This window comes from Streptomyces sp. NC-S4 (genome assembly GCF_054353315.1).
The window spans coordinates 790,538-807,073 of record NZ_CM135937.1; the positions used below are offsets into that span (position 1 = coordinate 790,538).

14 protein-coding genes and 1 pseudogene are annotated in these 16,536 nt (G+C 70.2%); 9 read left to right on the plus strand and 6 right to left on the minus strand.

The window, feature by feature from the left end; genetic code table 11:
- Positions 1-63: 63 nt before the first annotated feature.
- A complete protein-coding gene (locus ACXNSR_RS03050; protein WP_458640580.1) occupies positions 64-480 on the minus strand; it encodes a hypothetical protein in 417 nt (138 codons plus the stop codon).
- Positions 481-704: 224 nt separating this feature from the next.
- Between ACXNSR_RS03050 and ACXNSR_RS03055 the strand changes: the two genes are divergently transcribed.
- Positions 705-1,157: an acyl-CoA thioesterase gene (locus tag ACXNSR_RS03055; protein ID WP_458640581.1), complete on the plus strand. Its 453-nt coding sequence runs from the start codon at positions 705-707 to the stop codon at positions 1,155-1,157.
- A 24-nt stretch (positions 1,158-1,181) separates the two neighbouring features.
- The gene (locus ACXNSR_RS03060; protein ID WP_458640582.1) at positions 1,182-2,120 is read left to right on the plus strand and encodes a hypothetical protein; all 939 of its coding nucleotides are present in this window, start codon (positions 1,182-1,184) and stop codon (positions 2,118-2,120) included.
- 4 nt (positions 2,121-2,124) lie between these two features.
- Here ACXNSR_RS03060 and ACXNSR_RS03065 read toward each other — a convergent pair whose 3' ends face one another.
- From ACXNSR_RS03065 to ACXNSR_RS03075, 3 genes are all read right to left on the minus strand, one after another.
- A complete protein-coding gene (locus ACXNSR_RS03065; protein WP_458640583.1) occupies positions 2,125-4,755 on the minus strand; it encodes a helix-turn-helix transcriptional regulator in 2,631 nt (876 codons plus the stop codon).
- A gap of 85 nt (positions 4,756-4,840) precedes the next feature.
- Entirely contained in the window at positions 4,841-5,335 is a 495-nt protein-coding gene (locus ACXNSR_RS03070) for a hypothetical protein (protein WP_458640584.1), read from the minus strand.
- Positions 5,336-5,341: 6 nt separating this feature from the next.
- Positions 5,342-5,620, minus strand: a complete 279-nt coding sequence (locus ACXNSR_RS03075) for a hypothetical protein (protein WP_458640585.1) — start codon at positions 5,618-5,620, stop codon at positions 5,342-5,344.
- Positions 5,621-5,630: 10 nt separating this feature from the next.
- Between ACXNSR_RS03075 and ACXNSR_RS03080 the strand changes: the two genes are divergently transcribed.
- The gene (locus ACXNSR_RS03080) at positions 5,631-6,410 is read left to right on the plus strand and encodes a DUF6461 domain-containing protein (RefSeq protein WP_458640586.1); all 780 of its coding nucleotides are present in this window, start codon (positions 5,631-5,633) and stop codon (positions 6,408-6,410) included.
- A gap of 20 nt (positions 6,411-6,430) precedes the next feature.
- On the opposite strand, the gene ACXNSR_RS03085 is transcribed toward ACXNSR_RS03080, so the two are convergent.
- The gene (locus ACXNSR_RS03085; protein ID WP_458640587.1) at positions 6,431-7,417 is read right to left on the minus strand and encodes a DUF5937 family protein; all 987 of its coding nucleotides are present in this window, start codon (positions 7,415-7,417) and stop codon (positions 6,431-6,433) included.
- Positions 7,418-7,481: 64 nt separating this feature from the next.
- Between ACXNSR_RS03085 and ACXNSR_RS03090 the strand changes: the two genes are divergently transcribed.
- Positions 7,482-8,735 carry an MFS transporter gene (locus ACXNSR_RS03090; protein WP_458640588.1) on the plus strand — a complete coding sequence of 418 codons (1,254 nt, stop codon included), beginning with the start codon at positions 7,482-7,484 and terminating at the stop codon, positions 8,733-8,735.
- Positions 8,736-8,811: 76 nt separating this feature from the next.
- On the opposite strand, the pseudogene ACXNSR_RS03095 reads toward ACXNSR_RS03090, so the two are convergent.
- Positions 8,812-9,024: pseudogene (locus ACXNSR_RS03095) on the minus strand (DUF3291 domain-containing protein); the annotation flags it as partial.
- Between the two features lie 272 nt (positions 9,025-9,296).
- Here ACXNSR_RS03095 and ACXNSR_RS03100 point away from each other — a divergent pair.
- The 5 genes from ACXNSR_RS03100 (at position 9,297) to ACXNSR_RS03120 (ending at position 16,472) form a co-directional block, all read left to right on the plus strand.
- On the plus strand, positions 9,297-10,736 hold the full coding sequence (locus tag ACXNSR_RS03100; RefSeq protein ID WP_458640589.1) for a purine-cytosine permease family protein: 1,440 nt from the start codon (positions 9,297-9,299) through the stop codon (positions 10,734-10,736).
- A gap of 135 nt (positions 10,737-10,871) precedes the next feature.
- On the plus strand, positions 10,872-12,818 hold the full coding sequence (locus ACXNSR_RS03105) for a hypothetical protein (protein WP_458640590.1): 1,947 nt from the start codon (positions 10,872-10,874) through the stop codon (positions 12,816-12,818).
- Between the two features lie 64 nt (positions 12,819-12,882).
- Positions 12,883-13,935 carry a GRAS family protein gene (locus ACXNSR_RS03110; RefSeq protein WP_458640591.1) on the plus strand — a complete coding sequence of 351 codons (1,053 nt, stop codon included), beginning with the start codon at positions 12,883-12,885 and terminating at the stop codon, positions 13,933-13,935.
- A gap of 148 nt (positions 13,936-14,083) precedes the next feature.
- Positions 14,084-15,856 carry a protein kinase domain-containing protein gene (locus ACXNSR_RS03115; protein ID WP_458640592.1) on the plus strand — a complete coding sequence of 591 codons (1,773 nt, stop codon included), beginning with the start codon at positions 14,084-14,086 and terminating at the stop codon, positions 15,854-15,856.
- A complete protein-coding gene (locus ACXNSR_RS03120) occupies positions 15,834-16,472 on the plus strand; it encodes a hypothetical protein (protein ID WP_458640593.1) in 639 nt (212 codons plus the stop codon). Before ACXNSR_RS03115 ends, ACXNSR_RS03120 begins: the two co-directional genes overlap by 23 nt.
- Positions 16,473-16,536 lie beyond the last annotated feature (64 nt).

Consider the following 16,536-nt stretch of genomic DNA (forward strand, 5'->3'; position numbering starts at 1 on the left):
CCCTCCGTGTGGTGTGCGTTCGGCAGCGGAACCGGAGCGCCCGGAGGCGTCCGTGGGTGCGTATCAGGCCCGGGGCGCCGGGAAGGCGTCGAGGGCCGCGCGGAGGGACTGTTCGTACTGGGAGCGGGAGAAGGCCAGGACACCGAGGGAGTCGTGGTTCCAGTCCCGGGAGTTGTTGCGGAAGCCCGACCACGTCACGGTGGTGTCCGTGACCGTGATGTGCGCCGTCAACGCCCAGCAGTCGTCGATTCCGCACGTGCACGACAACAGCATCGTTTCGCCTTCTTCGGCGCCGTGGGGCACGCTGTCGGGTTCGCCTCCGAGCAGATGCCCGAGGGACAGGCGGGCCGGATACGTGTACGCGCCGGCGAGCAACGGAGAGGGGTCCGGTGCGAACTCCGCGGCTCGCTCGGCCTGTTCCGCGAGCGCGTCGGGGAGCTCCGCCTTCCGCACCAGTTCCAGGAACGGAACCCCGTCCACCCGGAATTCCAGAACAAAGGGCGTTCCGCCCCGGCCTTGCCCCCCGCAGGAGTGGGGGGCCGCACGAAACTCGATCGAATGCATGCCGGTCACATTAGCCGGTACGCGATCCGGTGCGCGGTTTCGCATTCGGTCGGCCGAGTTGAGTACCGGCTACTCATGCGGACCGCCCGGCTGCGGTGGTCATCTGTGACCGGACGTCGATTCACAAGGGGGAACCGGTCATGCAGGAACTGCCCGCCGAAGCGGGGCACACCCAACTGGTGCAGGTACATCTCGACGACCTGGACTTCCTGGGTATGGTGCACAACTCGCGCCACGCGCTGTTCGTCGAACGGGCCATCACGGCCTATTGGCAGGAACAGGGATGGAGCACCGATCCCGATCGCTCGCGGTACGTCGACGCCCTTCTCGTCGTACGCGAATTCCTCGTCACGTACGACGAGCCGATTCGGGGCACGGGGGACGTGGGCGTGTGGTTCCGGATATCGCGGCTCGGCCGAACCAGCGTGAGGTACGAGTTCCAGGTGAGATCGGCAGACGGATGCCGCGTTCATGCCCACGGTCATCGGGTGCAGGTCCGGCTCGACCCGGAGACGCTGAAGCCCCTCGCCTTCAGCGACGAGCTGCGCGAAACCGCCCACGGTCTGATGCAGGAACCGGCCCGGGCTGAGTAGGCACTGCTCACGACACCCGGCCGCGTGCGCGCCAGACTCCAACCCGTACGCCTGGCGTCCACATCGACCGATCCGCGCCAGTGGTTTCAGAACAACCCCGAGGAGCGTCTTCCCTACATGCTGAAAAGAAAGTCTTCTGGCGCGGCCCTGGCAGCGGCTGCCCTCTTGGGAGAAACGTATTCCGCGTATTCGGTCTTCTCCGTCCAGTACAGCCCCGACATACTATGGTCGGTCGGCGCGATCATCGTGGTCTTTTCATTGAGCCTGACGCTCTCGGTGATTCTCGCCATACGCGGGATGGCCTTGATGGGCACCGCGTCCGTCGTCGCGACCGGACTGGGACTGCTGGCTTCGGGGATCGAGCGCGGTGAAACGCTTCAGACAGCCATGGGGGCGGTGTTCATCATCGCCGGCTCGTCGTTCATGTTCCTCCAGGCGAAGTTCTCTCCTCTCTCCCTGTACGGGCAATGGGCTACTGCGGCGGTCGTCGGCGAGGGGGTGAGGGAGCGTCGTACCCGGTTGTGCCGCATCACCGATCTCGATGAACGCCTCCTCCCCCTGCTGGAGGACACGGTGCACAAGTACTCGCTGGGGGACCTCCGCGCCGCGACGAAACTGTGCTGCGAGACCCGGTATTCGGATGACGGCGTACTCCCGCGCGGCGCATACGCCGGGCCGGCTCCCGTGGTCGAGGCATGCCTTCTCACCGAGCACATGGTCCTCGTTCTGATCGGATACGCCGAAGTGCGCGGGGTCGCCTTGGTGGGGAGGCTTCAGCAGACCATGGTGAGCGAGGCGTCCCGCCAGGAGAGCGGTGCGGCAGAGCGTGACGTATACGTCAGGTCGGCGTGGCTGGATTCCGCCGAGTCTTCCAGCTATCCCTTCCCCCTCGACGACAGTGCGGCCGCCGGGGAGTTCATGGAAGGGTTCCGTGAACTGCTCGCCGCGACCCGGCACACCTGACGGGTCATGGAAGCAGCCGGTCCGTCAACTCCTTGCGTGTGGTGATGCCGAGCTTGTTGTAGATGCGCTGCAGGTGGTTGTCGACGGTACGTACGGAGATCGTCAGCACACCGGCGATGTCCTTGCTGAGCATGCCCCGGGAGGCGAGCAGCGCGATTTCGCGCTCTCTCCCGGTGAGCTGCACGACAGCTTCACGGGCCATGAGAGCAGGGGTCCTCGCTCCCTCGCAGCGGGCCGCGAGTTCCTCTGCGCGGACGGCGGCGGCGCTGGCCCGACGGCTCTGCCCGGCCGCCCTCAGAAGGGCGGCAGCGGTGCTCGCCGCCTCGGCGGCCAGCAGGTCCGCTCCCATGGTCCCCAGCGCGTCCGCGGCGGCGAGCAGCCCTTCGGGGTCGCGTGCGGACCAGGCGACGGCAAGATCGGCTCGGGACCGGTGGAAGTTCCCGGTGCGCTCCGCCGCGATCTCGGTCAGCCGCCCGGCGGCTTCCCCCGCGTTCCCGAGCCGGACGAGATCGGTCAGCAGAATCGCCTCGGACGCTGTTTCCCCGCGCTCGAACGCCTCCTTTACGGCCTCCGTCAGAACGGCTCGTGCGCGGGTCAGCTCACCGCGGGCGACGTACAGCCAGACCTCGCCGAGCCTCTCCTCGGGGAAGAACCCCGCGGCGGGCAGCCGGTCGCGTTCGGCCAGGGCCGCTTCCGCCGCTTCGCAGTCTCCCTGCAGCGCGGCGGCCGCCGCCAGACCCGCCAGTGCCATCGACAGCACGACCGGGGTGTGCGGGCGGGACGCTCGGGCCACCTCTGCGAACCAGCGCCGTGCCTGGGCCGGGTGTCCGGCAGTCCATGCGCCACGAGCCAGATAGAAGGCCAGGAGACGGCGATCCGCTGTCACACTCGCGTCCGTGAGGCCCGCGAAGGCCCGCTCACCCACCTCCTGGGCCTCGGCCAGGCGACCGCTCTCCGCCAGGGCGAGGACGAGAACCGCCCGGAGGGCCACCTCGTCCGCGGCCGTGGAGCGGGTTTCGTCGACGGCCGAGCTGAAGGCGATGGCACGTCGGATCCAGCCCTCGGCCTCCTCCCCGCGACCCGTGACCGCGAGAGCCGTGGACCTCGTCATGGCGGCCCACAGCCACGTCTGGGCGTCCGGTGCCCGCGCGCCCTCCGGTTCGAGGTCCGCGCTCAGCGCGAGGCTGCGCCTGACGTCTCCCACGGTGAGCGCGCTGGCGGCTTCGTTGACCCGCAGGACGTACAGGCCGAGTGGGCTGGTGACCCGGGCACGGGCGGACTCGATGACGTCGAGGACGTCCGCGTAGGGCACTCCCACCCCCCACAGGAGGTTCTGCGTCCGGAGCGGCAGCGCGGACAGGACTTCCTGTTCGGTCGTGGCCATGCCGTCGGCCTCGGACAGCACGTGCTCGGCCTGCTGGAAGTCACCGGCCTCGTACAACGTCTTGCCCAGCAGCAGCTGGACCTGGAAGCTCTGGTGCTCCTGCGGGATCGCCCGGAGGAGATCGAGCGCGCGGGGGTACTCGCGGGCGTGCGCGGCCAGGACCGCCGCGCGGACGAGCAGAACCGGGTTGGCCGTGCCGGTGGCCGCGAGCTTGTAGGTGGCGAGGTGGACCGCGTCCTCCCGGCGACGGGCCCCGCTCCGCTTCAGCAGATGGACCTGCCGCAGCAGGGTGTCCCTGCGGCACTGCGCCGTCATGTCGGCGCGCAGCACCTCGCCGTAGAGGGGGTGGGCCAGCCGGACCGCCGTGCGCCGTTCCTCCTGGACGACGACGATCAGCCCCGACTGCTCCAACTGGTCCAGGGCCTGCGGTTCGGCGTCCATTTCCAGGTGTCCCAGGGACAGCGGCTCGCACAGGGACAGGACATTCAGTACCTGTCGGCCGGCGAGTGGGGCGACGGAGAGCCGGGAGCGGATCAGATCGGTCAGGCGCCGCGTGCCCGGCAGCCGGTCCGCGGTCATGTCCCAGATCTCGCCGTCGCAGGTCAGCACCCCGGCGGCCACTGCCCCCACCACCAGCTCCCGCAGGTAGAGGGGGTTTCCGCCGCTGTTCGACAGGAGGTGGTTGACGGCGCTCCTCCCGACGGGCCCCTCCAGGACCTGTTCCAGCACCGTCACGACCTGCTCCCGGGTGAACCCGGCGAGGTCCACCTGCCGCACCGCGTCCCCGTGCCCGAGCGCGGCCACCGCGATCGCCTGGCTTTCTCCCGACCGGACCGTTCCCAGCAGGAAGACGACCCCGGAGTCCATCAGCTGCCGCAACAGCATCGCCGAGGTCGCGTCGAGCAAGTGGACGTCATCGACCAGGACCACCATGCGGGGGCGCGCCGCGCCGGGCTGCGACAGCCGTCGGGCCACGCCGGCGAACCCCGAGACCGGGTCGGACAGATCGACGCCGTCGGGCAGCAGATGTGCGATGGCGCCCAGGGGGACCGACGCCGCCGCCGCGGTGGCAACCGCCCTGCCGGTGCGGTGCCCGAGCGCGGCCGCACGGTCCAGGCACTCCTCCGCCAGCCGGGACTTGCCCACGCCGGCCGGCCCGAAGACGAGGAACCCGGCGCTACGGGGTTCCGACACGACCTCGTCGAAATCCTTCAGCTCGGCGTCGCGGCCGACCAGCGGCCAACGCTGCACCGCACCGTTTCGATTCATTCCTCAGCCCCCACTGGCGGATCATATCCGAACGCGTGTGTGCCCGGCCGGGGCTCGGGCGGTGCGTTCACGGGGCAGGCCCGGGCGCTGTCGGTCGGCGATGGGCGAGATGTGCGCGGTCACGGCGGACCGCGCCGTGGACCGAACCCATACGAATCAGGGTGGACAGCAGATGACATTCGGCATTGCATTTCACATGCGCCTCGGATTCCCCTCCGTGGACGAGTTCGAGGCGTGGCGTGAACAGATCCTCATCGAGCAGCGAGCTCGGCTCGAACCCCTCCCCCGGTTCTCGGAAAGGTTCGATCCGTTCGACGAGGACCTGCTGACGGATCTCGTCGTCGAGGGTGCCTCGACCCTGGAAGAGGCATTGGACGAGCTCCGGCAGGTCGGCCATGAGATCACGGCGGATGACATCAGGGAATGGCGGCCGGCAGTGGACGACGAGGGAAATCCCGGCGTCCATCTCCTGGAGGCCCGGAAGCTGGGGCGGGACTCCCGGGTCGCGGCTCTCCTGGATCACCTGCGCGTCAATCCGTCCCCGAGCCTGTTGCGGGTCCACGGCGTGTCATTGCACGACCATGCCGACATCGTCGCGAGCGGGGCCTTCCGCGACTATGACACCTATTGCGAGTACCGCCTTCCGCTGATCTTTGCGGGGACTTCCGCCAAGGAGTTCGGCGGTGCGGGTCATGTGTCGTTCTTCGGGGTCGAGGACATGGAGCCCGTGGCCCTGTTCGTGGATTTCCATCCGGGCGCCGTCGAGATGCACGAACCCGACGCCCAGGATGTGGCCGTCCGGAGCCTGCACGAACGTCTCGCGGGCACTGTCAGAGGCGTCGGGCACACTGCTTCGTATGAACTCGGTGACCGCACACGACTACGCCTGGATCCGCACCTCGCCGCTCTTGCGCCACATGGTGGAGAGCGGGTACACCCTGACGCTGATACGAGGTCGGAGCCCGCAGGAAGTGCTGCGTGCGATGGAGGCGGAGCCGCGCGGCACCGGGGAGGGCACGGCCGGGCTGATCGAGGCGAATGACACTCACCGTGCCGCGTCGGACTACGACTACTGGGACGAGTCCTACGTCGCGGGCGCCTTCAAGGTCCCAGCAGGGAAGGACGACTGGACGGTGGTCCTCGGCTTCGACGGTGGCCTCGGGGTGCCGTGTGCGCGGACGCTGTCGGAGGGCGGCCGGGTCGTGGCGCACTCGAGCAACGGCGGCAAGCCCATCGATCTCTTCCACTGGTTCGAGGACGGTGAGCTCCGTACGACGTTCGAGGGCCCGTCGGCGCGCGAAGGAAGCAGTCGCGATGAACTGGTGCCCCTGTTGCGGGAGGTCGGCTTCCCGCTGACTCCCGAAGGAGAGCACGACGAGAACGCCCTGGCTGTTGACGGGAAGGCTGCGGTCCTCGCGCTGGCCGAGAGCCTCACCGGCATACGCGTCACCGAATCCCTCCTTCAGGACGCCACGTACGAACTGGGACTCGTCCCCGAACAGCCCGCCGAGGAGTGGACCTACGAGGAGATCGCGGCGGCTTCCGACCGCGCACGGGCGGAGGCGAACGCGCCGGTCGTGATCACCTGTGACGAGCCCCTCGCCCAGGATCGTCCGGAGCGCAGGACGGGCGAGTAGCGAACGCGCGCACGGCCGCCTCAGCGGTACATGGCTTCGCCCCTGGCCGTTCTGGCGTAGAGCACGATCCGCCCTGTTCGGTGGGGTGCGATGAGGCCGGCTCGGGCGAGCCTGTGCAGGTGTGCGGATACACCGCCAGGGGCCAGTCCGGTTCGCTCGGCGAGTTCCAGCGTACTGGCCGGCGTTTCCAGGAGGTTGAGGAGAAGGGCGCGGGTGGAGCCGAGCGCGGGGGCCAGGTCGGTGGTGTCGGCGGGTGCTTCCCAGAGCGATCCGATGCCGCGGACGGGATAGCGGATCACGGGGGTCCAGGGCTCCGACGTCTTGAAGTAGAGCTTCGGCCACGCGAATGCGGACGGCACCAGGACCAGACCGCGCCCGTCGAGCGACCGGTGCGGATCGGGGCGTCCTGCCTGCCGGCCGGCGATCCGCAGGGTTGCGGTGGCCCGGTCGAAGGTCAGATCGGGGTGGAGGTCCGCGAACATCGCCGCCGGTCCGCGCTCGGTCAGCGAACGCGCCCGGTAGTGGATGTCGGACTCGAGGAGGGCCCGGATCCTCGGCCAGGCCGGGTCCAGGGTGCGCTGCCAGTAGCGGCGCAAGTCGTCGACGATCGCCTCGAGTTCCCTTCCGGGGGCGTGGAGCATCGGTGCCAGGCCGGCGGGCAGATCGTCGCCGAACGCCGCGGCCAGGTCTCGGCGGACGACATGGGAGGGGGTGCGGCGCACCTCGTCGAGCTCGTCGTCGAGCGCGGTCAGGGGCGAGCGCGGGGTGGGGGCGAGGAACCCGGGAAGGTGGTCGGCCGGACCGGCGGCGATGTCGCGCGCCGGGGACGTCCCGGGTCCGGTGAGGAGCGGGTCGTGGCGGTGGTCGGAAAGCCACGGCATGTGGATCGCGTGGCGTGCCGGCCGGGTCAGTGTCCTGATGGATGCCAATAGCTCCCAGGCCGGCGATACGGCCCACCGCAGCTGGCTCAGATCGGCCGCACCCAGGGACAAGGTGAGCGTGGACATCACGAGGATTCACTCTAGCGTGAATCCGTTGAAGCCACGTGACGAGTCCCGAAGGCTGCCCGCCATGACAGAGACAGCTACGGCAACCACGACGGGAACGGCCACCGCTCCGAAGGACCGCGTTCGGTATCTCACGGCGTCCGGGGTTGCGTTGTGGGGTTCCCAGATCGGCCTGGTGGCCATTCCGCTGACGGCGGTCACCGTTCTGAACGCGGGGGCGGGATGGACCTCGCTGTTGCGGACCGCGCTGACGCTGCCCTTCGTGATCCTCGGACTGCCGGTCGGCGCGTGGCTGGACCGGGTGCGGCGCCGTCCGGTCATGATCGGCGCGGACCTGGTGCGGGCGGCTGCGCTGATGACCGTGCCCCTTGCCGCGTGGTTCGGGCGGGTGACGATGCCCCACCTGCTGGCGGTCGTGGTGGTTCAGGGGGTGGCGACGGTGTTCTTCGACCTGGGCACCCAGAGCTTCGTCAAGGATCTGGCTCCCGGCGCCCTGCTGGCACGCACCAATGCGCGCCTGGCCACGATCACCCAGACTGCGGTCATCGCCGGTCCGCCCCTGGCCGGATGGGCGGCCGGGCTGCTGAACGCGCCCATGGTGCTGCTCGTCGCGGCGGCGGGATACCTGTGGTCCGCGGGATGGCTGTCCACACTCACCACGCACGAGCGTCCGGCCCCCGGCGCCCCCCGACGGCGCCTCCCGCACGAGATCCGCGAAGGCATCATGTTCGTCGTCCGTCAGCCCGTGCTGCGTACCGTGGTGATCTCCGGTTCCATGGTCAACATCGGCATCGCCGGCGTGCTGACCCTGCTCCCGGTGCTCACACTGACCGAGCTCGGCTGGAGTGAGGGGTCCCTCGGGATGTTCCTCGGCGCGGGCGGCGTCGGTGGCCTGATCGGTGCCGTGACCGCCGTCGGGCTGGCCGACAGGCTCGGTGCGGGCCGAGCCGTCCTGCTCGTCGGAGTCACCGTCGCGCCCCTCGCCTTCGCCATCCCCCTGCTCGACCGGCCCGTGCCCGCCCCCCTCGCCGCCGCCGGGTGGGCGCTGGTCATGCTCAAGGTCGGCTTCGACTCCGTTCTGATGATGACCTTCCGGCAACACGTCACCCCCGCCGGCCTCATGGCCCGGGTCAACGGCACCATGCGCGTGCTCTTCACCGGCGCCGTCGCGCTCGGCTCGGCGACGGCTGGTGCTCTGGCCGCGACCAGTGGCATCCGGTGGGCACTGGGAGCCTTTGCCGCCTGCCTTGCCGGTGTGTGGATCCCGATCGCTCTGTCGCCGGTTCGGCGGATGACTGCCTTCGGGACCGGACCGTAGCCCGGCCTCATGGCACCAGTCGGTCGCTCTTCGGCCCGATGCCCGTGACCCTGGCCGGAGTTCCGTCCGGGTCGAACGGTACGGCGAACTCTCCCCACGCACCCCAGTCCGCCTCGAAGAGCATGCCCTGGTCGCCGCCTGCCGTTTCGGCACGACCGAGGTACCCGGGGTGCCGGCTGATCTTCCCGTAGACGGCTTCACCGCTTTCGTAGAACTCGCGCGTGAGAGGTCCGGGATCGACGAGAGGTGTCTTCAGGACGCCGAACGTGTACAGAGCAAGATGGGGCATGCGTCTCTCCCTGGTCGGGGGGTGGCTCAGCCTGCGGGAACTCCGGTGCGACCGTGGGTGATCGCCGGGGACCAGGTGAAGGTAGCCGCTTGTGCGGACCCTGTCGAAGTTGCGTTTTCCCTGCACCCGTGGCCTCTTCGACGCCCGTCACCGGGATGAGTAGCGCTTGCTCATGTGCCGGGGATCCGGGGCCCGGTTGACTCCTCCGTGGCAGCCGGCCGCCCCGTCGCGGTACGGCCGCTCTTCCCGGCTCTGAGCGCAAAGGAACCCCTGTGCACGACCAGCAAGCCCCGCGCCGCGGTCTCACTCTGCTGACCGCCCCCGAGACGCGGTCCATCGACTACATCCCCGCGGACGAACGTCACGGCAAACTCTGGCACCAGGGCCCGTTCTGGTTCTCCGGCAACTTCGTACTGACCACTCTCGTCATCGGATTCATCGGGCCCTCGATCGGCCTCGGCCTGGGCTGGTCGGTGACGGCCGTGGTCCTCGGGGCCTGCTTCGGCACGTTGTTCATGGCGGTCCACGCCAACCAGGGTCCCCGTATGGGCCTGCCTCAGATGATCCAGTCCAGAGCCCAGTTCGGGGTCCGGGGAGCCGTCGTACCGTTCACGGCCGTCATCTTCGTCTACCTGGGTTTCAACGTCTTCAACACCGTACTCGCGGCCCAGGGACTGGCACGGACCATCGGCGGTGGCCCCTGGCTGTGGTACCCCGTCCTGGCCGTGGCGTCGGTGGTGCTGGCCTTCGTGGGCCACGATCTGATCCACTTCGTACAACGCGTCCTGACCGGGCTCCTCGTCCTCGTGTTCGGGGTGCTCACCGTCGGAACCGTCGTCCAGTGGTGGGGCGCGGCGCCGGTCGTCGCCCCCGAGACCGGCAGCACGTGGACATCGTTCCTGACCGTCTTCGCGGCTGCGGCCGGCTACCAGATCAGCTATGCCGTCTACGTGTCGGACTACTCCCGTTACCTGCCCGCGGACTCCGACCCCCGCGCGGTCATCTGGTGGACGTACGCGGGTGCGGCCGGCTCGGCGGTGTGGCTGATGTCCCTGGGTGCCTTCGTCGGCAGCCGCATCCCGTCCGACGACGCCGTCACCGGCCTGCTCCGGACCGGTAACGGCATCATGTCGGGCTTCGGCTCACTCGCCGTGCTCGTATCGGCTCTGGCCCTGATCAGCGTCATGGGCGTCAACACCTACGGTGCGATGCTCACAACGGTGAGCGCGGTGGACGCCTTCCGGCCGAACCGGCCGACGAGCCGTCTGCGGGCCGCCGTCGTCATATCCGTCGGCGCCGTGGTGCTCGCGGTCGCCCTGTCCCTGCCCGACGACTACCTGGCCGGCTTCAGCAGCTTCGTCCTGCTGATGCTCTACTTCCTGGTCCCGTGGACCGCGGTCAACCTCGTCGACTATTACGCCATCCGCAAAGGCCAGTACGTGATCGGTGACATCTTCGACGACCGGGGCGTCTACGGACGCTGGTCCTGGCGCGGCCTGGTCTCGTACGTCATGGGGCTCGTCGCGATGGTCCCGTTCTTCTCGACCACCTTCTTCCGCGGACCGGTCGCGGAAGCCATGGGCGGCGCCGACATCTCCTTCGTCGTGGGGCTGCTGGTGAGCGGTGCCCTCTACGCGGTGTCGGCCGGAAGGCGCGATGCCGCGTCTCCCCCGGGCGGAGGCCGTACGTTGAAGTCCGTAGGGCGCCCCTGAGCCTTCGGCACCCCGCCGGACGTGCCCGCCGGATCGTGAAGCACGGCAAGAAGGAATCAGGCAATGCCCGTAGATCGCACAGATCCCGTAAGTCCCGCAGAAGAGCCTGCCGATCCGGCCGCCCTGATCGATGACGTGAACTCCCGCATCGTGCGGGCGCTCGGCGCACACGACCCTGCCGAGCTGCACGCGGCCGCGGCGGGCACCGGTATCAACGTCGGTGAAACCCATGCCGGTCGCCTCTGGACGGGCGGTGTCCGGCCCCTGGCTGAGTGCTATCCGACGGGCGAGGCGTTCATGGCGGCGCTCACGGACGGCAGTCCCGCCGCCATGAACGCGGCCATCGAGGTCCTCGCCGCCGTCGAGCCCACCGCGGCCATGGTGTTCGCGCTGGAAGTGATGCGGGTCGATCTCGACGGTTTCACCTTCGGGCACCACCGAGTCCCCTTCGAACTCGTGATGCGGGGGCGCGCCGAGAAGATCATCAAGCGCGATCCCTCCTCGGCGTCACCGGAGATCCTCCTCGGCATGCTCCGCCGCCGGTCACTCGCTCCCGGTGAGATCCCGAAGGGCAGGATCGCGGACATACCGATCTCCGGCCTCCTCGCCTGCGTGAGCGGCGGCGCGCTCCGCTTCGACCAGGCCGAGGAAGCAGGTCTCTTCAGCGGGCATCCGGCCCTTCGAGAAGGCGCGGGGCTGCTCGACGCACTCCTGAGGACGCGCTGGTTCACCGAGGCGGACGGCCCCGATGGAGACCTCGCGGAATGGCTCGCCGACCGCCTGGCGGCAGCCCGCCACACACCTGCGGTTCCCGCGTTGCGCGAGCTGTTCACTCGGCGTCGGCGGTTCCTCCCCGCCGTCGGCCTGCATCTGCTCGAGATCGGGACGCCGGAGGCCCTCGAGGCGGCGGCCTCGCCCCTGTCGCTGGAGGGCGTCCCGATCAACGACTATGCCCGCCTCGACCGCCAGACGACAGCGATCGACGCGCTGCTGCGCGCCGGTCCCTCGCGCGCCTTCGACGTCCTCGCCCGTCTGTTCGAGGAGCAGGTGCTCCGTTCCGGCGACATCCGGAGCGAGTCCGCCAGGACCGTGCTCGAAAAGCTCACGCCCGCGCAGGCTGCGGCCGAGCCCCGCTGGATCGAACGATCCCTGATGGCCGCGCCGGACCGCGAGCTCGGCGCGACGGCGCGAGCGCTCCTCGACCGGCTCGACCCCGGACTCGTGGCCGAGGCCGCGGCACGCGTGAAGAAGCATCGGCGGAAAGCAGCGGCCGGGAGCAGGGTGAAACCACCGGAGGGAAGTCTCGTCAGCCGCTATCTCGCCGGTGAGCACGAGCGGGTGTGGGAGGAACTGGCCGCACTCGACCGGAGACCGCCGAAGGCACTCGCCGCGCAGGCCGAGGCCGTCGCGATGGAGACGATGGAACGGGTGCGGTGCGGCCTGGCGGCCGTCGTCGAAAGACTGCACGCCGGGGCGTACCCCTTCCACGAGAAGGCGCGCGCCCTCGTCCCGCCCCCGCTCGACGCGCTCCGCTCCGTACAGCGGCTGGAGGGCCTCACGGGCGGACCCCTGCCGCTCTCGCTGCGCGCCTTCTATCTCGTGGTCGGCTCCGTGGACCTGTCGGGCAGTGAGGACGGGCTCCGCCACGACCCCGGCGAGCACGGCCCGAAGCCGAAGAGGGGCGCGATCGTCGACGTCCCGGAGACGTATCCGTTCACGTACCTCTCGCACTTCGATCCCCTCGTCGTCCTTCCCCTCGAAGAGGCCGTCGCCGAGGCGGAGGCCTGGGCCCGCGAGGAGAGGGCACGCGTCGGCATGAGGGCGCCGCTGGACCTGACGATCGGTCCCGGTCCGTCCTTCAAGGCGAACCCCTGCGACGCGCAGCCGGAGCCCGTCGACACCGTTCGCCTCCCCGGGCCCTTCGCGGACGCGGAGCTTCGCCGCGGGCGCGGTGGGACCGTCCCGTTCGTCGAACACCTGCGGAGCTGCCTCGCGTGGGGCGGATTTCCCGGCCTGGCCAGCACGAGTGTCCGGCCGCATGCCGCCCTGGACGCGCTCGCGCAATGCGTCGCCCCCTTCTGACCACGCCGAGCCTCGCCTTCCATCGACCTCCATCGACCTCCATCGGCCTCCATCGAAAGACGACATGAGCGACGTGTACTCACTCCTCGAGAAGGCGGCGGCCGCCGCCGAGTCCGGCGAACTCGACCTGCTCGCCGCGTTCTTGGAAGAGGCGGGCGAGTTCTCCGAGGACAGCCCCGGCCTGAGCGACTACTTCCTCGCCGGTCTGGCCACCCGCCTCGGCCGGGACCGGCCCGCCAATCTCTACCTGCGCAGCGAGGGCATGCCCCAGATCGACCTGTTCTACCTGATGCACCAGCACCTGCCCTTCCTGCGTGCGGGGAAGCTCGCCAACGATGCCCTGCTGGAACACTGCGTGGACCGGCGGGAGGCCACCGTGCTCGCCCTCGGAATCGGTCAGGGCCGTCAAGAGCTGGACCTGGTCACCCGCGCGGGGCTGGAGCGAGTGACCGTCATCGGTGTCGACGTCGCCGCGCCGAGCCTCGACGCGGCCGGCCGGGCCCTGAACGGACCGGAAGTGCCCGCCGGAACCCGGGTCGACTTCCATCCGGTTCTCGCCGCGAGCGAGGACGTGGACGAGAGCGTGTGGGCGATGGTCGAGCGTTCGCCGCGTCCGCTGCTCGTCACGGCCTCCTTCGCGCTCCACCACATGAGGAACCACTCGGGTGAACCGGACGCACGCACGGCACTCTTGCGGCGACTGCGCGCGCTGGAGCCGGCCGCGGTGGCGCTGTGCGAACCCGACAGCGATCACCACCTCGTCCCGTTGCGGGTCAGGTTGGCGAACGCCTGGCACCACTACGGCACGGTGTTCGCCGCGATCGACGCCACCAGTGCCACCGACGCCGAGAAGCACGAGATGAAGCGGTTCTTCGGCCGCGAGATCGCGGATGTCGTCGGCGCCACCTGCGAGACCACCCGCTACGAACGGCACGAGCCGACGCGCACCTGGCTCGACCGCCTGACCGCCTGCGGTTTCACACCCGTCCCCCTGCCACAGCCCTCTGCCGAGCAGCCGGCGGGCTTCACGACCACCGCCCGTCCCACCCACCTCGAACTGGCCTACCAGCACACCTCCGTCGCCGCCGTGATCGTGGCCGTGCCGCACGCCGGGTGAGTACCGGTTGCTCACGCGCCTCGGCACGGCCCACCGGTTGACTGGCCGCAGCGGCCGGTCGGCCGCTGCGGATGCGGATGCGGTGGGAGGCGTGCTCCCGGGCGCGCACGACGACGATGCAGGCGAGGGAACAGTGAACAACGGGGACATGGGTTCGACTCGGCAGTGGGAGGTTCCCGGCTACATCCACGGCAGGGAACTGGGCGCCGGGGCCTGCGGGAGGGTCGTCGAAGCCCTGGACCAGGCCTCCGGCGCCCCGGTGGCGATCAAGTATCTGACCCACGGCGCGCGCGACGCCTTCCGCGCCGAGGCCCGTGTGCTGATGGGGTTGCGGTCACCGTACGTGGTACGGATCGACGACTACGTCGAGCACCTCGAAGGTGCCGCGATCGTCATGGAGTTGGTGGACGGCGTCTCGCTCAGGACGCTGCTGCGCCAGGAGGGCCCCACGGGTCCCGAGGCTGCCCTCACCGTGCTCAAGGGCTCGTTGCTCGGCCTCGCCGCAGCTCACGAGGCCGGACTGGTGCACCGGGACTACAAGCCGGAGAACGTTCTGGTCGGCCTCGACGGCTGCTCCAAGCTGGTGGACTTCGGGATAGCGGTGGCCAGCGGGGACGCGTCCGACATCGCCGGCACCCCGCCCTACATGGCTCCCGAGCAATGGACCGGGCGCCCGGTCACCCCCGTCACCGATGTCTACGCCGCGACGGCCGTCTTCTTCGAGTGCCTCTCCGGCTCCAAGCCGTACCCGGGCACCACCACTGCCGAACTGGCGGTCCAGCACATCGAGGCGCCCATACCCGACGACAGGGTCCCCGAGCCGCTGCGCCCGCTGATCCGCCGCGGCCTGGCCAAACGGGCCGTGGAACGCCCGCCGAGCGCGGCCGCGTTCGTCCGAGAGCTGGATGCGCTGGCGGCCGGTGCGTACGGGGAGGACTGGGAGGTGCGGGGGCAGCGCAGAATGGCCGCGCTCCTCGTGCTCCTGTCGATGCCGGCGCGCTCCACGGACGGCGCCGCCACCGGGGCGACGGACTTCGCGGACACCACCCTCGCCACGACCACCACCGCGAGGGCGACGGCACCGTCCACGGGACAGGGGGCGGCGGCGTCGGATCCGCCGCGATCCCGGGGCCGCCTGGCCGGCCGGCGCCGGTCGACGGCCGTCGCCGCGTCCGCAGCCCTGCTCCTCACCGGAGTCCTCACGCTGTCCGCGCTCGCCGAAGGGGACGAGGAGGAGGCCGGCGCCACAGGTTCCGCTCCGCACTCCGCCGACGCGGTCGGCGACGCTCCCGAGGCCGCCGGCTCGACCGTCACGCCCGGCGTGCCCGGCTCCCCGTCCGGCACGCAGCCCACGGGGCCACGCTCCACCATCGCGCCCGGTACCGAGCAGTCGGGTACCGCTGCCGGTCCCCCGGCCGGCGGCGGGACCGACAGCGGCACGGAGGGTTCCACGGCGGCCGTGGGTTCGCCGTCCGCTCCGGGGGCAGGATCCGCTTCCACGGAATCCGCAGCACGGCCGACGCCCTCCGCCACGAGCGCGGCCCCCGCGACGCCTCCCGTCGCACCGCCCGTGGTCTCCCCCACTCTGCGGGTGCTGGCCGTGTCCCTGTCCCAGCACGGCTGCTCCGGAAAGTTCGGCACCCAGGCGGTCGCGTCCGTGAAATCCGACGGCGCCTCCACCGGAACGCTGGTCCTCACCTGGTTCCACAGCAACACCCGGGGCCTGGGCCCCGTCGTGGCGACGGACAGGATCACCATCCCCGCCGGGCAGACCTCGTTCAGCCATACGTACGCCCACACGTTCGGACCCGGCGACCCCTACCCGTACTGGGGTGTCCAGGTGTCGAGCAACCCGGCGGGAGCGACGGGCAACGGTACGTACAAGGTGCTCTACGCCGATGACTGCAACCCGATCCTCTGAGCCGGCCATGGACCACGGACCGTACGACGAAGAGCTCACCGTCTTCCTCCCCCGCTCGCACCCGGCCGACGAGGCGACCAGCGCCACCCTCCTGGACGACGCCGCCTGGGGCATGCCGTCCGTCGAGAAGGACGGCGGCCGGGGAGACCTCACGGCGCTGTGGCACGGCACCGTCCCGGAACCCCCGGGCGCGCCGCACACCGCCGGTGCCAGGCCCGGGCGCGGCGTCCGCCGGGGCGGGCTGGTCCTGGCGGGGGCGGGGCTGGCGGCCGTGTTGCTCCTCGTCCGGCAGCAGGGCGGCGATCCCCTGTCGGTGACGGGAGTCACCGTTCGTCCCAGCTCCTCGGCCATCGGCTGCGACGGCGTCGTCACGGTGTCGGCGACGATCCGCACCAATGGGGCGGGCGGCACGGTGAGCTACCGCTGGCGCCGCAGTGACGGCACGGTCACCAGCCCGGTGCAGCAGCCCATCGCACCGAGAACGCGACTGACCGAGGTCACTCTCCTCTGGGCCTTCCACGGGCCGGGCTCCATGAAGGCCACCGCTGTGCTCGAGGTGCTGTCGCCGGAATCCGCCCGCGCCGAGGGCTCCTTCACCTACACCTGTCACACGTGATCGCGCGTCGGGGCCACGACGTCCGCTCCGAGCGGTGGGGCCGTCCGGGTGGGGGACCGACAAG

Bases quoted from the DNA above. Each gene is read 5' to 3' on its own strand.
- ACXNSR_RS03055 (WP_458640581.1), top strand. From the start codon at position 705: ATGCAGGAACTGCCCGCCGAAGCGGGGCACACCCAACTGGTGCAGGTA.
- ACXNSR_RS03080 (WP_458640586.1), top strand. From the start codon at position 5,631: ATGAACTCGGTGACCGCACACGACTACGCCTGGATCCGCACCTCGCCG.
- ACXNSR_RS03085 (WP_458640587.1), bottom strand. From the start codon at position 7,417: ATGTCCACGCTCACCTTGTCCCTGGGTGCGGCCGATCTGAGCCAGCTG.
- ACXNSR_RS03090 (WP_458640588.1), top strand. From the start codon at position 7,482: ATGACAGAGACAGCTACGGCAACCACGACGGGAACGGCCACCGCTCCG.
- ACXNSR_RS03110 (WP_458640591.1), top strand. From the start codon at position 12,883: ATGAGCGACGTGTACTCACTCCTCGAGAAGGCGGCGGCCGCCGCCGAG.
- ACXNSR_RS03115 (WP_458640592.1), top strand. From the start codon at position 14,084: ATGGGTTCGACTCGGCAGTGGGAGGTTCCCGGCTACATCCACGGCAGG.
- ACXNSR_RS03120 (WP_458640593.1), top strand. From the start codon at position 15,834: ATGACTGCAACCCGATCCTCTGAGCCGGCCATGGACCACGGACCGTAC.